Source organism: Blautia sp. Marseille-P3087, from assembly GCF_900120195.1.
Taxonomy (GTDB): Bacteria; Bacillota; Clostridia; order Lachnospirales; family Lachnospiraceae; genus Blautia_A.
On record NZ_LT635539.1, the window covers coordinates 1,597,223 to 1,615,666 of the forward strand.

Annotated in this window: 18 protein-coding genes; 3 read left to right on the forward strand and 15 right to left on the reverse strand. The window is 43.2% G+C overall.

The features are described from left to right. Positions 1 to 16: 16 nt before the first annotated feature. From atpA to BQ7344_RS07640, 8 genes are all read right to left on the reverse strand, one after another. On the reverse strand, positions 17 to 1,546 hold the full coding sequence (atpA, locus tag BQ7344_RS07605; RefSeq protein WP_072522104.1) for a F0F1 ATP synthase subunit alpha: 1,530 nt from the start codon (positions 1,544 to 1,546) through the stop codon (positions 17 to 19). 65 nt (positions 1,547 to 1,611) lie between these two features. Then, positions 1,612 to 2,151 carry an ATP synthase F1 subunit delta gene (gene atpH, locus BQ7344_RS07610; RefSeq protein ID WP_072522105.1) on the reverse strand — a complete coding sequence of 180 codons (540 nt, stop codon included), beginning with the start codon at positions 2,149 to 2,151 and terminating at the stop codon, positions 1,612 to 1,614. Continuing rightward, the gene (gene atpF, locus BQ7344_RS07615) at positions 2,148 to 2,651 is read right to left on the reverse strand and encodes a F0F1 ATP synthase subunit B (protein WP_015541873.1); all 504 of its coding nucleotides are present in this window, start codon (positions 2,649 to 2,651) and stop codon (positions 2,148 to 2,150) included. The genes atpH and atpF overlap by 4 nt, the downstream gene beginning before the upstream one ends. Positions 2,652 to 2,721: 70 nt before the next feature. Then, positions 2,722 to 3,000, reverse strand: a complete 279-nt coding sequence (gene atpE, locus BQ7344_RS07620) for an ATP synthase F0 subunit C (protein ID WP_005428180.1) — start codon at positions 2,998 to 3,000, stop codon at positions 2,722 to 2,724. Positions 3,001 to 3,065: 65 nt separating this feature from the next. Then, on the reverse strand, positions 3,066 to 3,827 hold the full coding sequence (locus BQ7344_RS07625) for a F0F1 ATP synthase subunit A (protein ID WP_072522106.1): 762 nt from the start codon (positions 3,825 to 3,827) through the stop codon (positions 3,066 to 3,068). 39 nt (positions 3,828 to 3,866) lie between these two features. Beyond that, positions 3,867 to 4,286, reverse strand: a complete 420-nt coding sequence (locus tag BQ7344_RS07630; RefSeq protein ID WP_072523387.1) for a hypothetical protein — start codon at positions 4,284 to 4,286, stop codon at positions 3,867 to 3,869. Positions 4,287 to 4,330: 44 nt separating this feature from the next. Next, on the reverse strand, positions 4,331 to 4,594 hold the full coding sequence (locus BQ7344_RS07635; RefSeq protein ID WP_072522107.1) for an AtpZ/AtpI family protein: 264 nt from the start codon (positions 4,592 to 4,594) through the stop codon (positions 4,331 to 4,333). A 274-nt stretch (positions 4,595 to 4,868) separates the two neighbouring features. Further along, positions 4,869 to 6,869, reverse strand: coding sequence for a beta-galactosidase (locus BQ7344_RS07640; RefSeq protein ID WP_072522108.1), 2,001 nt, complete (start codon positions 6,867 to 6,869; stop codon positions 4,869 to 4,871). 172 nt (positions 6,870 to 7,041) lie between these two features. On the opposite strand from BQ7344_RS07640, the gene BQ7344_RS07645 reads away from it, so the two are divergent. After that, positions 7,042 to 8,409, forward strand: a complete 1,368-nt coding sequence (locus BQ7344_RS07645) for an MATE family efflux transporter (protein ID WP_072522109.1) — start codon at positions 7,042 to 7,044, stop codon at positions 8,407 to 8,409. Between the two features lie 43 nt (positions 8,410 to 8,452). Continuing rightward, on the forward strand, positions 8,453 to 9,868 hold the full coding sequence (locus tag BQ7344_RS07650; RefSeq protein WP_072522110.1) for a GH1 family beta-glucosidase: 1,416 nt from the start codon (positions 8,453 to 8,455) through the stop codon (positions 9,866 to 9,868). 24 nt (positions 9,869 to 9,892) lie between these two features. Here the strand turns inward: BQ7344_RS07650 and BQ7344_RS07655 are convergent, their stop codons facing one another. After that, the gene (locus tag BQ7344_RS07655; protein WP_072522111.1) at positions 9,893 to 11,911 is read right to left on the reverse strand and encodes an ATP-binding protein; all 2,019 of its coding nucleotides are present in this window, start codon (positions 11,909 to 11,911) and stop codon (positions 9,893 to 9,895) included. A gap of 887 nt (positions 11,912 to 12,798) precedes the next feature. Between BQ7344_RS07655 and BQ7344_RS07660 the strand changes: the two genes are divergently transcribed. After that, positions 12,799 to 14,112 carry an MATE family efflux transporter gene (locus BQ7344_RS07660; protein ID WP_072522112.1) on the forward strand — a complete coding sequence of 438 codons (1,314 nt, stop codon included), beginning with the start codon at positions 12,799 to 12,801 and terminating at the stop codon, positions 14,110 to 14,112. 96 nt (positions 14,113 to 14,208) lie between these two features. Here the strand turns inward: BQ7344_RS07660 and BQ7344_RS07665 are convergent, their stop codons facing one another. The 6 genes from BQ7344_RS07665 to BQ7344_RS07690 form a co-directional block, all read right to left on the reverse strand. After that, complete coding sequence (locus tag BQ7344_RS07665; RefSeq protein WP_072522113.1) at positions 14,209 to 15,048, reverse strand: KilA-N domain-containing protein; 840 nt, start codon at positions 15,046 to 15,048, stop codon at positions 14,209 to 14,211. Further along, a complete protein-coding gene (locus tag BQ7344_RS07670) occupies positions 15,038 to 15,244 on the reverse strand; it encodes a helix-turn-helix domain-containing protein (protein WP_072522114.1) in 207 nt (68 codons plus the stop codon). Before BQ7344_RS07670 ends, BQ7344_RS07665 begins: the two co-directional genes overlap by 11 nt. A 76-nt stretch (positions 15,245 to 15,320) precedes the next feature. After that, the gene (locus BQ7344_RS07675; RefSeq protein WP_072522115.1) at positions 15,321 to 17,048 is read right to left on the reverse strand and encodes a S8 family peptidase; all 1,728 of its coding nucleotides are present in this window, start codon (positions 17,046 to 17,048) and stop codon (positions 15,321 to 15,323) included. Positions 17,049 to 17,246: 198 nt separating this feature from the next. Next, complete coding sequence (locus BQ7344_RS07680) at positions 17,247 to 17,453, reverse strand: hypothetical protein (protein WP_235816071.1); 207 nt, start codon at positions 17,451 to 17,453, stop codon at positions 17,247 to 17,249. 102 nt (positions 17,454 to 17,555) lie between these two features. Next, positions 17,556 to 17,891 (reverse strand): group II intron maturase-specific domain-containing protein, encoded by a 336-nt coding sequence (locus BQ7344_RS07685; protein ID WP_072522116.1) that lies wholly within the window; start codon positions 17,889 to 17,891, stop codon positions 17,556 to 17,558. Between the two features lie 27 nt (positions 17,892 to 17,918). After that, complete coding sequence (locus tag BQ7344_RS07690; protein ID WP_019162843.1) at positions 17,919 to 18,353, reverse strand: DUF2383 domain-containing protein; 435 nt, start codon at positions 18,351 to 18,353, stop codon at positions 17,919 to 17,921. Positions 18,354 to 18,444: the final 91 nt, after the last annotated feature.

Below are 18,444 nucleotides of genomic sequence, written 5' to 3' on the forward strand. Positions count from 1 at the left end.
TACCCTCCTAATCACATTATTTTTCAGGTCTTGTATTCAGGAAATTCTCTGTATATGCTTCCAGTACCTGACGCAGTTTTTCTTCAGTCTCCGGCTCAAGTTTGCCTGTGGAGCTGATCAGCTGCATTACTTCAAGTCCGGCAGCATCTGTATCAAGATACGTATACAGTCCTGTTTCATATGCATTGACATCCTCTACCTTTACTTTCTCAAGGATACCTTTGGTAACTGCATACAAGATTGCTACCTGCTTTTCTACCGGAACAGGTGCATTCTGGCTCTGTTTCAGAACTTCCACGATACGTGCACCCTGTTCCAGACGTGCCTTGGTATCAGCATCCAGATCAGAGCCGAACTGAGCAAAACTCTGCAGCTCACGATACTGGGAATAGATCAGTTTCAGAGTACCTGCAACTTTTTTCATTGCTTTGATCTGCGCATCTCCACCAACTCGTGATACGGAAATACCAGGGTTTACCGCCGGCATGATACCGGAATGGAAAAGCTCTGTTTCCAGGAAAATCTGTCCGTCTGTAATGGAAATTACATTTGTCGGAATATAGGCAGATACATCGCCTGCCTGTGTTTCAATGATCGGCAGCGCTGTAAGTGAACCGCCGCCATGTTCGTCGTCAAGTTTTGCTGCACGTTCCAGCAGTCTGGAATGCAGATAGAAAACATCCCCCGGGTATGCCTCACGTCCCGGTGGACGACGGATCAGAAGAGAAAGTGCACGGTAAGCAACCGCATGCTTACTTAAATCATCGTAAATGATCAGCACATCTTTTCCTTTATTCATAAAGTATTCACCCATCGCACATCCTGAGTACGGAGCAATATACTGCATCGGACTGGATTCAGAAGCCGTTGCCGCGACTACGATGGTATAGTCCATCGCACCGTTTCTGGTAAGATTTTCTACCAGTGAAGCAACTGTAGAACGTTTCTGTCCGATGGCTACGTAGATACAGATTACATCTTTGCCTTTCTGGTTGATGATCGTATCTGTCGCAATCGTTGTCTTACCGGTCTGACGGTCACCAATGATCAGCTCACGCTGTCCACGACCGATCGGAATCATGGAGTCGATTGCCTTGATACCGGTCTGGAGCGGCTGATATACGGAACGTCTTTCGCAGATTCCCGGTGCTTTCGTCTCTACCGGTCGAAATTCTTTTGTATCAACAGGTCCTGCACCGTCAATCGGCTGTCCCAGAGCATTTACTACTCGTCCGATCATTGCTTCACCAACCGGTACAGACACAACCTTGCCTGTACGCTTTACGGTCTGACCTTCACCAATATTTTCATCGGAGCCAAATATTACGATAGAAACACTGTTTTCTTCAAGGTTCTGTGCCATGCCAAAATTTCCGTCTTCGAATTCCAGCAGTTCACCCGCCATACAGTTTACGAGTCCACTGGCCCGGGCAATTCCGTCACCAACCATCAGGATCGTACCTGTCTCATTCTGCTGAATGGCGTTTTCATAATATTTTATCTGGCTTCGGATGACTTTGGATATTTCTTCAGGTTTTAATTGCATGTGTCCATTCCATCCTTTAACATTTTATAGCTTCATAGCCTGTTATCGTTTGCTATTACTTTTTACTACACCACTACTTCGTTCAATCGTTTTTCAATATCTGAAATACGTCCCTGCACCGTTCCGTCAAGCTGTCTGCCTTCCATCTCTACACGAAGACCGGCAAGTACGGTCGGGTCTGTTTTCTGTGTCAGATGTATCTTCTTACCGCTGACTTTTTCAAGTTTGGCGCTCAGCGCTTCCATCTGGTCGTCTTTTAATTTCACTGCGCCGGTGACTACCGCTTCCACAATTCCGTGGTCGGTATTATACCGCCGCGTAAATTCCTCGCAGCATCCGGCAAATTCTCTTAAGATTTTCTTTTCGCACAAAAGCTTCAGAAAATTCAAAAGATACAGTTCTACCTGTCCGCCAAATGCCTCGTCCAGCATCTTTATCCGCTCCTCCTGTGGAATTGCCGGCTCTCCCAGTAATTTCAGATATTCTGGATTTTCCCGAAAGATCTGTCTGATTTCATTCATCTGCTCCATGATCTGTCCAGCGAGCTTTTCCTCGGCAGCAAGATCATACAGACTGCCACCATAAACTTTGGCAGCTTGTGTCATGATGCCTCACCTACATTCTCAATAAAATCATTAATCAGTTTCGTGTGATCCTCTTCATTAATTTCGCGCTCGATTACCTTGCCGGCGATCTCAACAGCCATACCGCCAATCTCTCCCTTGATCTCATTGACAGCTTTACGTTTCTCCTGTGCAATGTCTTTCTCTGCCTTTTCTTTCATGGCTGTTACCTGACTGGAAGCTTCTTTGAGCATCTCTTCACTCTGAACAGCCGCTGTTTTCTGTGCTGTCATCACGATTTCATTTGCCCGTTCTTTTGCTTCCTGCATATTCTTTTCATACTCAGCTTTCATGGCCTGAGCTTCTTCTTTGGCCTTCACCGCATCCTGAATCTCGGCATCGGCTTTCGCCTTGCGTTTGTCCAGCATTTCGTTGATCGGCTTGAAAAGGAAACGTTTGATGAGATACACCTGAATAAAAAGGTTGCAGATCGTCGCTATAAAATTCCAAGGCACAATTCCTACTAATTCCTGTACCTGCATGTTTGTAACCTCCTATTGCTGCCGCCTGATCTGTCCGCTGCAGCCTTCTGCCTTTACCTTATATTCTCTATCATCCAAGGAAATTCATGAACATGCCCGGTGCTACGAAGATAAGAAGAAGACCGGTTACAAAACCATAAATACCGGTTGTCTCTGCGATTGCACAACCAAGAAGCATAGTAGATGTAACATCTCCTTTGCACTCCGGCTGACGTCCGATTGCTTCCAGAGCACTTGCAACAGCATTACCTTCACCAATACCAGGGCCGATACCTGCGATCAGCGCACATCCAGCTCCAATTGCACAACCTGCTAATGCGATACCTTTTGCCAATAACTGAAAATCCATAGTAAAATCCTCCTGTAATAAATTAATTATCCCTTGTTTCTGCGAGTGCCCCGCACTCAAAATCCCTAACCTTCTTCTGCAGCATTCGCAATGTACATAACTGTCAGCATACAGAAAATAAATGCCTGCATAATTCCTGAGAACCAGTCAAAATATACAGATAAAATTGCCGGCACACCTACATCAAGAACAGGTATCTGTGACAGAACATCACCCACAAGTCCCGGGATCAACCCCAGAAGTGCGGAACTTGCCACTGCCAGCGCCCCATAAATCAGGCCATTGATAACAACACCGGAAAGAATATTTCCGAAATGACGGCATGCCATGCTGACCGGTGTTGCCAGTTCGGAAAGAATATTAAATGGTGTCATAACCGGAATCGGCTGTGTAAATCCCTTTAAGTAACCGCCAAAACCGCTGGTCTTGATCTTCTGCGCAGTGATCATGATAAATACCACAACCGCCCACGCTGCTTCCGTAGACAGATCTGATGTCGGGCTTCGAAGTCCGACAAGGCTGATCAGGTTTGATACAACACTTGTTGCGAAAAGTGCTGCAACAAATGGAATCATGTATCTGAATTTCTCTCCCATGTTGCCTATAACGAATTTGTTCGCCTGTTCAACCAGAAGTTCTGCTACTGCCTGCCGTTTGGAAATATTTTCTTCTTTAAGATCATGTGTCAGCCAGATACACAAACCTGTGATCAGAAGCATAACAATCCAGCTTACGATCATGGTCTCGCTGATTTTTAACTGTCCCAGAACCGGCAGGTCAATGGGTAAAGTGAAAAATATCCTTGCCCCATTAATATCCAGTTCCATACGTTCACTCACCTCCCGTCTCTTTAAATTCGTCCCCTCCTAGTTTGCTTTATGAAATATCCCCACAAATTTCAGTCCCGTTCCCGGAAACAGAAGTGGAGCAATTCCCGCTACAAATTGAAAACACGGAGCAACGATTGCAACGATCACCCACAGAATCATCATCATAAAACGCTGCGAATAGCTGGCTTTGAGCTTCATCCTCGCTGTCCCCTCATCTGTGGCTGACGCAGCTTTCTGTACTGCAAGCCCCATCAGGAAGAAATTCAGGACTGCGATCACGCCGCCGCCGATGCCACCTAAAATTACCGTATAATCAAATGGTACTTTATCCGGCATTGTGAAATGAAGTATCGCAAACAGGATCCACATCAGGATCAGTCCTGCTCCTGTGATCATCACGACCCTCTTTGTTTCCTTCTTTACTGCCGGCTGCACATTTTCCAGTAAACCACTCATATTTTTTCCATTCCTTTCATTTATTCTGTCCTTCATTTAGATGTTTATGAATGTCTGTTAAAATATATTTTTTTACTTTTTGATTGTTTCTTGTTCTGTCTGTTTACAGAAAGATAAAATTTATATGCCACAGTAGCTGATCCGCCCATTCCGAAGAAAAATCCCGGAATGTAGATCCAGCCGCCCACACCTGTCTTTGAAATAATGAACCAGCAGAGAGCCAGACACAAAAGAAGCGGTGTAATAAACGACAGCCCCAGCTGAGACAGCATCGTGACATTACGCATGATTTCCGACCACTGTTTCAATACTATTCTCCCTTTTTACCAATATTTGTCTATTTTTCCCTTTGCGCATAGTCAAATTTTACCACAACGGCATTAAAAGCTCAATGCATTTGTACAATTTATTCAAATATTTTTGTCTCCCTCAAAATATTTTTGTCACAATTATAACATCTTCGTCTTTTGAATGTCAGGATTATAACATGAGTCTCCATCCACGGTCATGGTACAAAAAAGAGATTCTGTCCCAAAATGGAACAAAACCTCTCTTCTGTAACTCTGTTTTATTTTCTTATCATTAGCCGATTTTTATGATACAGACATCCCATGAGCCAAGAAAAACATCCCGGTGTTCCTCATCTGCTGTACCGAGTACTGTACTGAATTTCTCTGAAACTTTAATTATTTGCTCTTCCCATGCATAATTCAGGTAAAAGCGAATATTTTCACCTTTTTCATTTATGCCCTCGCGGACGATCACCGGAAACTGTTCCGGCGCTGCCGCATGGATTCCGTTCTCTCCCAGAATCCGGACAAACAACTGCTGCAGGTACTTTTCTTCAAACATACATCCGATATACCACGCTTCACCTTTGCCATATGCATGACGCGTAACCGCGACATATTTTTTCCAGTTTGGATGCTGATATGACAAAACAGTTTCCGCACCTTCCGACATCAGAAGCTCCATAAAATGTTCTGCCTCCGGCGCACCACTCTCAAATCCGGTCAGAGTCACATTTTTCGGAAATGTAAACTGTTGATAATATATGCCAAACACTTCGTTTAAAATATGTGGCTGTCTGTCCGGATATACTTTCACATTTTCATTGGCAAAGGCTGTCTTGAATGTAGCGATCAGTGTGCCTCCGTGCATTGTATAATCTTTCAGACACTTCAGGAGCTTTTCATCAGCCACGTACATTGCCGGCAGGATGACTGCCTTATATTTTTCGATATCCGTACTCTCTGAATAAATAATGTCACACTCAATATTCATTTTATAGAGGGCATCATAGATCCAGCGTACCACATCGTTATATCTTATTCCATCATTTCCGGCAGCGTCCGCTTCGATTCCGAACCATTTGAGCGCGGTCAGAGATTCATTATTCACCATAATTGCAACTTTATTATTTTTCTTAAGGCCAGACAGAATGGAAGATAATTTTTTAAACTCATTTCCTATAATACATGCCTCGCGGTAAACGGCATTTTCTTCCATATCATGGCTCAGAAGTCCCCGCCAGTACGTCTCAAAAGAATTATGAATGGAATGCCAGTGCCAGTACATGACGCCAAGTGCTCCTGCCGCCAGATGGCTGTATGCCTGCAGGCGGAGCTGCCCGTCATACGGAGTCCATCCCGGATATCCCTGTGCTTCCGTCTCCAGCACAAGGTAGTTATCGTTTTTCAGAGAGCGAATCAGATCCCCTCCAAAAGCGATTTCAGCACCTGTAAGTGCGTCCTGTGTCGGATGATAAATATCCACACCGGCAAGTGTCAGGTGCTTCGCACATTTAAAATGATCTACATCCGGCTGCACACCATAAGAATAGCCATGCCATTCAAAATCCAGATTGTGAGTGATAAACTGATCTTCTCTCTTATATTCTGAAACAATCTCTGCCTGCCAGCCAAGGAACTCCTCAACAAGGCTGCGCTGATATTTTTCAAACTCTGCGCCAAGGCTTCCATTGACCGTTCCACGCACATCCGGAAAATCTTCCCATGCATTGATCCGGTTGCTCCAGTAATCCAGCCCAAACTCATGATTCAGTGCATCAAGATCGTTGTTGAATTTTTCTCTGAGATATTTGACAAAGCCAAGCTGAACATTTTTGCCTGCAGTTCCGTAATATTTCGTTTCATTGTCAAGCTGGAATCCGATCACACATTTTCGGTGTGCCGAAACTTCCATCAGTTTACGGATCACGCGTTCCGCATAATAGCGATAGACCGGATGTGTGATATCCATAATCTGTCTTGCACCGTAAATGCCCCGTCCTTTGACAGTCTCTGCAAGCACATCCGGATAAGCTTTCACCATCCATGTCGGCACCGCATAAGTCGGAGTCCCAATGATGACGTTGATTCCCGCTTCTTCCATCGCATCCATCACACGGGTCACATGCGAAAAATCAAAGACACCCTCCTGCGGCTCGCATGTACTCCACGTTGATTCTGCAATCCGAATGGTGTTGATTCCGGCCTTTTTCATCATGGCAACATCTTTTTCAAGCCGGTCATATGGCATATATTCATCGTAATATGCTGCTCCGTACAGTAATTCTTTCATTGGTTTCCTGTCCCTCTCTTTTTTATTCCTTAATTATACTTTAACATAGTTGATCGATATTTGACATTATTTCCTCTGAGATTCGGAAAACTATTTCTATTTTGCCCCCTTATTGTCAAGAACCTGATTTTTATATATAATTGTTTTATATCATTTTCAGGAGACGATCATCATGCAGAATCAAAACAATACAAATCCCATGGAAACGGGAAGCATCCCAAAACTACTGGCGCAGCTGGCGATCCCTGCCGTTGTCGCACAGGTCATCAACCTGCTTTATAATATTGTAGACAGGATATATATCGGGCATATTCCGGGGATTGGCGCGGCTGCTCTCACCGGTGTCGGGCTTTTTGCACCAATCCTTATGCTGTTAAATGCCTTTGCCATGCTGGTCGGTTCCGGCGGTGCGCCGCGTGCTGCAATCGCTATGGGAAAGAAAGACCATGATACGGCAGAAAAAATCGTCGGTAACTGTTTTACTTTGCTGACAGGGCTTGCCGTTATTCTGACGATTCTCTTTTACATAAGTGCACCAACCTTATTAAAACTTTTCGGTGCAAGCAGTGCGACCATGTCCTATGCCACAGCTTATGCAAGAATTTATATTCTCGGAAGTTTCTTTGTCCTGATCGTACTTGGTATGAATCCTTTTATCACTACACAGGGATTTGCAAAGATCAGCATGATGACCACCGTCATAGGTGCTGTGATCAATATCATCCTTGATCCGGTTTTTATCTTTGTTCTGGGAATGGGAGTACGAGGTGCCGCACTTGCCACGGTACTCAGTCAGGCAGTCGGCGCCATCTGGATTCTTCGCTTCCTGACCGGAAAGAAAACAATCTTACGATTAACGAAAGAAAACATGCGTCTCGAAGTTCGTGTATTCGGTCCGTGCCTTGCACTCGGTATTTCAACATTTGTCATGCTGTCCACAGAAAGTCTTCTGTCGATCAGTTTCACAAACAGTCTTTCTCGCTACGGTGGGGATGTAGCAGTCGGTGCCATGACGATCATCACAAGCATCAACCAGCTTGTGGCGATGCCGGTTCAGGGAATCTGTCAGGGCGGGCAGCCGATTATCAGTTACAACTATGGCGCGAACAAGCCGGAACGTGTCAAAAAGGCTTTTTTCACGCAGTTCTGTGCATGTGTTGCTTATACCTTTACATTCTGGGCTGTGATCATGCTCTTCCCTCAGGTATTTGCTTCTATATTTACTGCAAACAAAGAACTGGTAGAGTATTCTTCATGGGCGCTGCGCATCTATATGGCTGGCATCTTTTCTACCGGCTTCCAGATAAGCTGCCAGCAGAGTTTCATGGCTCTTGGTCAGGCAAAGGTCAGCCTGCTGCTTGCCTGTCTGCGAAAGATCATCCTGCTGATCCCGCTGATTTTTATCCTGCCGCACTTCCTGCCGGATAAAGTTTTCGCAGTCTTTCTCGCAGAGCCGGTAAGTGATATCCTTGCCGCCGCCGCGACCACGATCACATTCCTGACACTGTTCAATTCAATCCTCAAAAAAGAAACGAACTAACCCCCCTGTAAGAAAGATCACATAGATATCAAAGGAGACCTCAATGAATCATACACATATAACAAATTTTTCTTCTGAATCATTATCCCCATCTTCTGATAAAGCAAAATTCCCTTCCGATTTTGTATGGGGAGCAGCTACCAGTTCCTATCAGATTGAAGGTGCTGTAACAGAAGACGGCAAAGGCGCACATATCTGGGATATTTTTACCAGAGAAGAAGGCAGGATCTTTGAAAACCATACCGGTGAGATTGCCTGCGACCATTACCATCGCTTTAAAGACGATGTAAAACTGATGAAGGAAATAGGAATCCGTGCATATCGTTTCTCCATAGACTGGAGCCGTGTCCTTCCGAATGGCTTCGGTACCGTCAATGAAAAAGGAATTGCTTTTTATAACGCTCTCATCGACGAACTTCTGAAAAATGATATCGAACCTTACGTCACTTTATACCACTGGGAACTGCCATATGAACTCTACAAAAGAGGCGGCTGGCTCAATCCGCAGATTGTAGAATGGTTCGGTGATTATGCGCGTCTCGTTGCAGAACGTTTCAGTGACCGTGTAAAAAATATCTTCACTTTAAACGAACCACAGTGTTTCATCGGCCTCGGCTTCCTGACCGGAGATCATGCTCCCGGTGTACAGGCCCCGCTGCGTGATACTTTCGAGATGGCACATAATGCTCTGAAAGCACACGGCAGAGCCGTCCAGATGCTTCGTGCCTACGGCAAACAGAAGCTTTGCATCGGTTATGCCCCGACTGCATCTATGTGCTATCCTGCAACAGAATCCGCACAGGATATCGAAGCTGCAAGAACCGCCTTATTCTCACTTCCTGCTGATAAGCAGAACTGGACCTGGAACGTTTCCTGGTGGTCCGATCCGGTCTTTTTCGGTCAGTATCCGAAAGAAGGCCTCGTAAAATATGAAAAATATCTTCCAAAGATTACGGATGAAGATATGAAGCTGATCTCCCAGCCAATTGACATGTACGGACAGAACATCTACAACGGTCAGTGCGTCCGCATGGGTAAAGACGGCAAACCGGAGTTTGTAAAACGCTATGAAGGATTCCCGAAAACCGCTATCGACTGGCCGGTGACACCGGAATGCCTCAACTGGGGACCGCGCTTCCTCTACGAAAGATACCAAACACCGATCTACATTACCGAAAACGGACTGTCCTGCCATGACGTCGTTTCTCTCGATGGCAAAGTACATGATCCAAACCGTATCGACTTCCTCGCAAGATATCTCGGTGAATTAAAAAAGGCAGCTACTGCTGCCGATATCCGTGGTTATTTCCACTGGTCGCTGATGGATAATTTCGAATGGTCAAAAGGTTACTCTGAACGCTTCGGACTCATCTATGTAGACTACCGTACACAGCAGCGGATCATGAAAGATTCCGCTTACTGGTACCGTGACTACATAAAAAACAACGGCGAAATTTAATTTCGCTCCTTAATAAACTGTCTATTATAAATATTTCATCATTGTTGGCACAAGAATGTTCATATCAACAGGCTTTGCAACATGAGCATTCATGCCAACAGAAAGAACCTTTTGTATATCTTCCGCGAAAGCATTAGCAGTCATCGCAATAATTGGAATCCTGGCTTTTTTCGAATCTTTCATCTTTCGGATAGCTAATGTAGCATCATATCCATTCATAACCGGCATCTGAATATCCATAAGGATCAGCTTGTAATAATCAGCATCAGCTTTTTCAATCATGTCAATACATGCAACACCATCATTGGCAGTCTCAACAATACATCCTTCTTCTGTCAATAGTTCCGTTGCGATTTCAGTGTTGATTTCATTATCTTCAACCAGTAGGATTCGAACACCGTTCAGGCAATTCTTATTGCACAGATTACTATTTTTCTTCGCCAGGGTTTCTTCTTCTGACGCTTTTCTGCAAGGAATAGTCACTGTAAACGTGGAACCTTCTCCCTGCTTACTTTTCACTTCTATTGTGCCACCCATGAGTTCTACGAGCTTTTTCGTAATTCCCATTCCAATGCCACTACCATCAATATGACTTAATGTAGTGTTGCGTTCTCTTTCAAAAGTTTCAAAAATACGCTTTTGGAATTCTTCAGACATACCAATTCCATTATCGGTAATAGTAATGATTATATCGCACCAGTCTTCTTTTTCGCAGGATTTCTGTAGGACATTACAGGATATTGTACCTCCTGTATTTGTATACTTTATTGCATTGCTTATAATATTGAGACAGATTTCTGACAGGTGCGGTGCATCCATATATACATACGGATACATAATCTGTTCCGTCAGAGAGAAAGTCTGATCTTTACTTTCTGCCTGTTGTTGGAACATAATGACACAATTTTCAAAGCACTCATGGACATTCGAAACAGTGTATTCCATTTCGACCTTATTATTTTCAATTCTTGCAAGATCCAGAACATTACCAAGCATCGCCAAAAGTTCTTTTCCGCATATTTGAATTTTTTCAAGATATCTGCCAAGTTTATCTGTTTCCTGCAAATGTCTGGATGCCAGCTCTGCATAACCAATGATTGCATTCATAGGAGTTCTGATATCATGAGACATATTAAACAGAAATGATGATTTTGCTCTATTTGCACATTCTGCTTTTAATTTAGCTTCCCGCAATTCTTCCTCTTGTTTTAATTCGCGCAGTTTTTCGTCTGTCACATCTCGGTTCGCAATCAGCACAGATGTAATATTTCCATTTTTATCATAGCTCTGAGGTACAATCATGGAAAGAAACCATGAGCCATCCTTCTTTTTGAATTCCGAAGACATAAATTCTTTATTATGAAGCCGTGCCGCCATGGTTTGTATATCAAAAAAATCTATATACTTCTGTACAAATGGCTCTGCTATAATATCTTCGATAATCTCGAACTGAGGATTCCAATCTGCAGTATTATCTTTAATATCCAAATACATTTCCCGGGATTTTTTGACTAGTTCGATCTTCTTTGTTTTCAAGTTCAGCCTTGAGATATGATAATAGGCAGTGCCTAATGCATGAATCGCCTGCCGGTTTTTTTTCACCTGCTTTCCCAATGTAACAGGGAACTCTTCACCGTCCATCTGTTCCAAATCTGGTATCGACTGATGCAGATGCTGAACCAGCCATTTCCCATTTGTCCACTTATAGATAATCGTAAATCTTGTCTCCATTTTAAAACAGATTGAACCATCTTTAAACAGACCAACAAAATCTACTGTTCCATGTGCAAGAACATGATTCTCATCAAGTCTTTCTTCTTCCTGATGTAAATTCCTTACTTCAAGTCTGATTTTACCTCTTCGCTTTACATCAAATTTAAATGATTCTAAAAACTCTTGCAGATTCCTGAAAATCTCGTGTTTCCCAGTTCCAATCAGACTGATATTTTCATCAAAATAATTCTCAATTCCTAAATCATTTACTGATTCAGCGTTAATATATATTTTAAAAAGTTGCTCTGTGAGTTTTTTAAAATCATCCATACGGTTCCCTCATCCAAATAATTCTTAAATGACTTTAAGTTTTCTGGTTTACTTCCAAAGTTTATCCACGTTTCATTCTCTTCCAAAAATTCCTGATATACACCTCAAATTATTCATTTTATTATATCACAGCGTCGTATTGTTCCGCCATCATTTTTTCAAGACCGATGTCCTTTTGCACCTTCGCCTTATATCCTGTCACATACATCTCTGTCTTATTTCTTATGGTATACTTTTTTCAATACACAAACGTCCCGAGGATGTCAAGTCATTGCTACAAAAAATATGCGGCTTTTTTGCCACTATAGCCAGCCTATCAAATCAAGCTTAGCAAAACTTAACAAAACGGATCAGAATACTGACTGGTTCACCAGAGGACTATGAGACGGGAAGAAACCAAAACTACTATTACTTTGACCCGGATATGAAAAGTTTTAATCTCCTGATCAGTGTGCTTCGGAACGCAGTAGATATCACCTCTGCATTTCCTGACAGAAGTGGTTTGTAAACCTTGCAATCGTCTTATAGGAGTTCTATAATATCTTCGACCGTTGGCAGATTTTCAGCTATAGCAATTCCAGGAAACAGACATCTGCCAGCCAAGTTAATTTTACAGAAATGCAGGGGATAATTTTATGAACATCAGATGATCCTATAAAAATCATAATTGACATTCAAAAATATGTAGTATATAATCGTTTTGTTCATCGGAGGGTGATTTGTTCGATCAGAAACAATAGCTGGATAAGATGGCAGACTGAAATGTCCGCTTTCTTATTCAGCTTTTTTGTTATCTTCCTGATTCGACTGAATTTTCAACAAAATCAATTTCACAAGGAGGAATCACAGCACATGGAAAAAACACATCATTTACCGAAGGAAAAATCATGCAGCCTTTACTTCTGTTTGCGGTTCCTGTATTGCTGGCACTGTTTCTACAGGCTATGTACGGTGCAGTAGATTTACTTATTGTTGGTAAGTTTGCTTCTTCTGCTGATGTATCTGCAGTATCTACCGGTTCACAGATCATGACCACACTGACAAATCTGGTCAGCAGCTTTGCAATGGGAACAACGATTCTGCTTGGACAGCAGATTGGAAGCGGTAAGAAAGAAGAAGGCGGTCGCACCGTAGGAACAGCCATTCTGCTATTTGCCGGAATTGCTGTGATCATGTCAGTCATTCTTGCAGTCTTTGCTCCTCAGGTCAGCAGTCTCATGAACGCACCGGAAGAAGCTTTTCAAAAGACCGTTAATTATATCCGGATCTGCGGCGGCGGTATGCTAGTCATTGTCGCTTATAACCTGATTGGCTGTATTTTCCGCGGACTTGGAGACTCCCGGACACCATTGATCACCGTTGCCATCGCATGTGTATTCAATGTTGCCGGAGACTTGCTTTTATGTGCCGTTTTCGGTATGGGTACAGCTGGCACCGCTATTGCTACTGTATTTGCACAGATCGTCAGTGTAATCGTATCTTTTATTCTTATCAGTAAAAAAGATCTGCCATTTACAATAAAAAAAGAAAATATCCGGATTCACAAAACTTACCTGCGTAAGATGACCGCTTTCGGCGCGCCGATTGCCCTGCAGGATCTTCTCGTAAGTATTTCTTTCCTGATCATTCTGGCAATCGTAAATGATATGGGTGTGATTGCTTCCGCCGGTGTTGGTGTTGCGGAAAAAGTCTGTGCTTTTATTATGCTGATATCATCCGCTTTTATGCAGTCCATGTCTGCTTTCGTAGCACAAAATTATGGTGCCGGACGCCTTACCAGAACAAGAAAGGCATTGCACTATGGCATCGCAGTTTCCTTTACCGTCGGTATTGTAATGTTCGCAATTACCTTCTTCCATGGAGATATCCTGGCAGGTATTTTCTCCTCCGACCCGGAAGTAATAGCAGCAGCCGCAGATTACCTGAAAGCCTATGCCATTGACTGTCTGTTCACTGCTATCTTCTTCTGCTACACCGGATTCTATAATGGAATTGGCAGAACAAGATTTGTTATGATACAGGGGATTCTCGGTGCCTTCTGCGTCAGAGTGCCGGTATCTTACATTATGAGCATCCAGCCTAATACTTCTCTGTTCCATATCGGGCTGGCAACACCGATATCCTCTATATTACAGTTAATCCTCTGTGTAGGATTTATGCTTTGGCTGCAAAAAAACAGACTGTTAGATGACGAACATTAATACTCTCATTCGTTTTGATCGTTGTAACTGTTTACCTCACAGTCAGCAGACTGCTGAATAGTTATTTGTTCACCCGGTTCATACCTCTGACAGTGCTCAATCACTCTTTATCATTTTGATCTCTTCAGCTGCATTCAAGACATTCAGCTGATATTCAGCAATCTCTTGTAATATTTTGAATCTTTCTCCTTTGTCTTTTCCCTCTCGCAGCATCTGTGCATTATGTGATTCCAGATTGGATAGAACTGTTAATTCATTAATTGTTGCAAAATCTCTGACATTGTTTTTCTTCGCAAGTTCAGGATTTGCATCCCTCCATGCTTTCGCTGTAAATCCAAATAATGCCACATTTAATATATCCGCCTCTTCCGCATATGCCAGCCATTGAAGGTTTTCCCTGTAATTCATTTGAGGAAGCAAATATTTTTTTACAGCATCCGTCTGAATCAGATAATTATTTTTACTTAAGAAACGTTTTGCATCCCATTCCTTTTGTTCAGAGTTGTTTTCTTCTTCCTTCAACCGCTGAAATTCCTTTATCAGATATAGCTTAAACACAGGACTGATTGCAGAGGCAAACTCAAAAGCAATATCTTTGTGTGCATATGTACCACCATATTTCCCACGCTTTACATATAATCCAATGGCATTTGTTTTATTTACCCATTCCGAAACACTAGGTGTAAAGGTCAATAACCCTGCTTGCTTTTTAAAGTGTTCGGATTCGAACACTTTAAAATTGGGATTATATATCTGTTCCCATACAGACAAATATTCCAAAGTACCACGATTTCTTAACCAATTTCTTACCACATCTGCTGCCCTGACAGAATCTGATTTAGCCTTAGCAATATCTGTAATACAAATATAATCATCTAACTCCTGTTTCGAAATAGAAATATGCACATTTTGCACTTCAATTATTTTATTCTTCATTCACATCTTCCTTTATGATGAGTTTTTCCATCTTTGCTTTATACGCTAATAAGCGTAACACATAATCTGGCATCTTTCTGGTTCCTCGTTCCCACTCTGTTACTGTTCTGTATGGGATTTCAAAATATTCACAGAATTCTTTTCTGTTCATTCCGGTACTTTCCCGTAATCTTTTTATTTCATCTTTTATTTCCATTTCTTTTCCCTTTTCTTTTTACACATTGTGTATATATTGTAACATATTTTTTTATCAGTCACAACGTTTATCATCTTTATTTTGGTATACTTCCGGCTGTACACAGTGCTCCCCACCCCACACTTTCATTCGGGTACCGGTCAAACCCGGGCAGGGGCTGGGCACCACGGCGGAGATATGCCTTCACTTTTTCGCCCCAGAGAAAAGGATCGTTTCTGCGTATAATGCCCCATTCCATCATAAGGGCGGCGGCCCCTGTCACAAACGGTGTTGCAAAAGAAGTCCCTGTCACTCCTGTGTAGCCGCCTCCGGCCGACGGTGCAAGGATGTCGACCCCCGGTGCGACCAGATCCGGTTTGGGATAAAATAGATTTCCGCCACCTCTCCCGGAAAAATCCGCATATGCATTGAGCCTTGAATCATACGCTCCCACAGTGATCACCTTCGCTGCCGTTGATGGAATCGTCAGGGTTTCTGCCGCAACCGGCCGGTAAAATCCTGTCACAGGATTCAGCACATTTCCGCCCGGAAGCCACAGATTATAATTTCCTTCTCTGATTCTCCTGCCCCGCAGATGAATTTTCCATACACCCGGAGTAAGATATGTTCCCGTTGGGAGAAAATCAACGTAGATCTCCTGTGTCACCTGAAAAGGTCCCGGTTTTCCATAATAAACCAGCAGCTCCGTCTCGCCTGCCCGATATCTCTGAGTACCGATTCTCTCCGACAGAACCGGTAAATTTTCTCCCGAAGGTGTCTCAAGAAAAATTTCAATTTCATCTGCATAAGCTTTCCACAACTGCAGATTCAGTGTTGTCTCATAAGCACCAACACTCATTTCTACAATCTCACTCTGTCCCTGCTGCAGTCTTCCCGCGGTATGGATACGGTCGTTTCCATTGTTTCCACTTCCCACGCAAATGACAGACCGCCCCACATTTGCCACGTTGCTGATATAAGTCTCCAGAAGCGAATCCCCCTGATGTGACCCATAATTATTCCCAAAACTGATATTTATCGCAATCGGTCTACCCATTCTGACTGCCTGCCGGATGAGATAATCAATCCCTTCCATCAGCTCCGTCGTCCGCGGAAAAGAATTTTCTCCTGCATTCCCCATCTTTACAACAAGCAGATCACTTTCATAGGCTACCCCGCGGTTCACGCCCTCCGATACCGTCCCATTTCCCGCCGCAATTCCGAGCACTGCCGTTCCATGTCCACTGACATCTCTGGATGGAATAAGGCGCCTGCCTTCGGTTTCCCCAAGTGCAAGCGCCTTATCAATTTCTTCTTTCGTATATTCCGTTCCTTTTGTGTAGCCTTTCGGAGGATTTCCGGGTATGCTCTGATCCCACAGATATAGTATCCTGCTGCTTCCATCCTCGTTTCGAAAATCCGGATGAAAAAAATTCACTCCCGCATCCACAATGCCGACCAGTACTCCTTTTCCGGTAAGACCATTTTTCCCTTCCTGAACCGGCAGAATGCAGCTCGCTTCTCTGCCCTGAAAGGTTTCAAAATACAGTCGTTTAGGTTTTTCAATAAATTCAATCTGCTCCCGGGCAGAATACACCTTGATTTCCGACTCCGGTAAAGTCACTACTGCATAACCTCCCAGCAGTGGCACCACCTGAATTCCCTCACCGCCAAGTCCGCTCTCCGGACCACTGTACTTCACGATCACATCCCATAGCCTGGTTGCAGGATCATATCCTACATTAAGATTTCCCGACTTTCTACGCTCCTGTGGGGTTGCATCCATTGCAAGATTTAAAAGGTTATCTATTTTCTGGTCTGCCATAAATGATTCCTTTTCATTGCACACTTACTTATATTATATGTATTCTATGCGAATTGCGAGAGCTACTTCATGGCAAAGCAACTTCTTAAAGGCGCAACTATTATTTTAGGATCTTCACTTCTATCAGCATTCCAAAATCCATAGCAATCCTCGTAAATAATGCATTTAAGACAGTTCAGCAGAGTGCGAAAGACGCGGTCATAAAAACCATTCCATCTTCTCCCTCACATCCGCATGCTTCAGATAACTAACATTAAATTCTCTGACTATGGACTCACCCTTCAGTGTAAAGATTCCAAGCTCCGGGTCGCTTTTGGCAAGTACTTCATATACAAATGAGATTCTATACCCGGACTTGATCAGATCGATGATCATCTTAAAGCTGGAAATACATAGGTATTTCATGGGTCGAGTAGACGCACCCCTTGCGGTCGTACGCCCCTCGCAGAATCCGGACTTGCGGCTTTCCCGCATCCGGCTCTTTACGAAACGAATCGTTCACATTTATCAATCGTATATACTGACATATATTCTTGCTCTTACTAACGGGTAACTGTTATCAATCATATTCAGAAACTCTACCCAGTTGTAGCTTTTCTTCTGGCTTCTTCTGTTCAGCCAGTAGAAAAGGCTTTTCATAACATTATAACGAAATGCTGTGATTCTCTCTGAATTGTCAGTGATGCCATAGTAATGGAAATAACCAGTCAGTATCTCATTAAGCTTGGAAATGATTTCTTTTACTCTCAAAGTCCGCATGCTGCCTATCAGCCTGTGAACCTCTTTACATTTCTTTGCAAATTTCTTCTTGCTGGTTGTCGGGCATACCTTCCTTTTACACACTACGGAAGGAAAATGCAGGTTCTCAGCTTACAAATATTTCTGCATATCATCCCGCAGATTCTCTTCCATTCCAATAAGCTTCTTTGCAATGGAAATACTTTCGGACGACGCATCTTTGCATTGGTGCATGGCTTCTGTGATAGACTGGGTTCCCATGTTGCAGCCATTCATGATGATCTTAACCGCCTGTTTATTCTCATCTTCTCCGGTCATCATTTTTACACCTGTCGTCATCCACGAAAATGTGGATACCATAACACCCGGTTCTTTCTCCGGCTGGCCTGCGCGAAGAAGTATTTTGGAAATTTCCTCTTCCAGTTCCTTGTGTTTTGAACAGGATTTTTCAATCGTTGCTGCGATTTTGGCATCTGTCACATGATGCTGTACCTGTTCCATGCTCTCAATTCCCATCTTGCATCCGACACTGCATTCTTCTAACAGTTTCTTTGTGCTGTTGTCCATGTCTGTCCTCCTGTATAAAAATTTACTTTCTACATGGAAGATAGTATACGTACTTTTTGACTATTTATGTATCTTTCCCGTTACTGGGTAC

Coding starts and splice junctions, on each gene's coding strand:
- atpH (WP_072522105.1), bottom strand. CDS start 2,151: ATGACACAAGCTGCCAAAGTTTATGGTGGCAGTCTGTATGATCTTGCT.
- BQ7344_RS07625 (WP_072522106.1), bottom strand. CDS start 3,827: ATGGAACTGGATATTAATGGGGCAAGGATATTTTTCACTTTACCCATT.
- atpE (WP_005428180.1), bottom strand. CDS start 3,000: ATGGATTTTCAGTTATTGGCAAAAGGTATCGCATTAGCAGGTTGTGCA.
- BQ7344_RS07630 (WP_072523387.1), bottom strand. CDS start 4,286: ATGAGTGGTTTACTGGAAAATGTGCAGCCGGCAGTAAAGAAGGAAACA.
- BQ7344_RS07650 (WP_072522110.1), top strand. CDS start 8,453: ATGAATCATACACATATAACAAATTTTTCTTCTGAATCATTATCCCCA.
- atpF (WP_015541873.1), bottom strand. CDS start 2,651: ATGCAGGTACAGGAATTAGTAGGAATTGTGCCTTGGAATTTTATAGCG.
- BQ7344_RS07645 (WP_072522109.1), top strand. CDS start 7,042: ATGCAGAATCAAAACAATACAAATCCCATGGAAACGGGAAGCATCCCA.
- BQ7344_RS07655 (WP_072522111.1), bottom strand. CDS start 11,911: ATGGATGATTTTAAAAAACTCACAGAGCAACTTTTTAAAATATATATT.
- BQ7344_RS07665 (WP_072522113.1), bottom strand. CDS start 15,048: ATGAAGAATAAAATAATTGAAGTGCAAAATGTGCATATTTCTATTTCG.
- BQ7344_RS07660 (WP_072522112.1), top strand. CDS start 12,799: ATGCAGCCTTTACTTCTGTTTGCGGTTCCTGTATTGCTGGCACTGTTT.
- BQ7344_RS07640 (WP_072522108.1), bottom strand. CDS start 6,869: ATGAAAGAATTACTGTACGGAGCAGCATATTACGATGAATATATGCCA.
- BQ7344_RS07690 (WP_019162843.1), bottom strand. CDS start 18,353: ATGGACAACAGCACAAAGAAACTGTTAGAAGAATGCAGTGTCGGATGC.
- BQ7344_RS07670 (WP_072522114.1), bottom strand. CDS start 15,244: ATGGAAATAAAAGATGAAATAAAAAGATTACGGGAAAGTACCGGAATG.
- atpA (WP_072522104.1), bottom strand. CDS start 1,546: ATGCAATTAAAACCTGAAGAAATATCCAAAGTCATCCGAAGCCAGATA.
- BQ7344_RS07675 (WP_072522115.1), bottom strand. CDS start 17,048: ATGGCAGACCAGAAAATAGATAACCTTTTAAATCTTGCAATGGATGCA.
- BQ7344_RS07680 (WP_235816071.1), bottom strand. CDS start 17,453: ATGAAATACCTATGTATTTCCAGCTTTAAGATGATCATCGATCTGATC.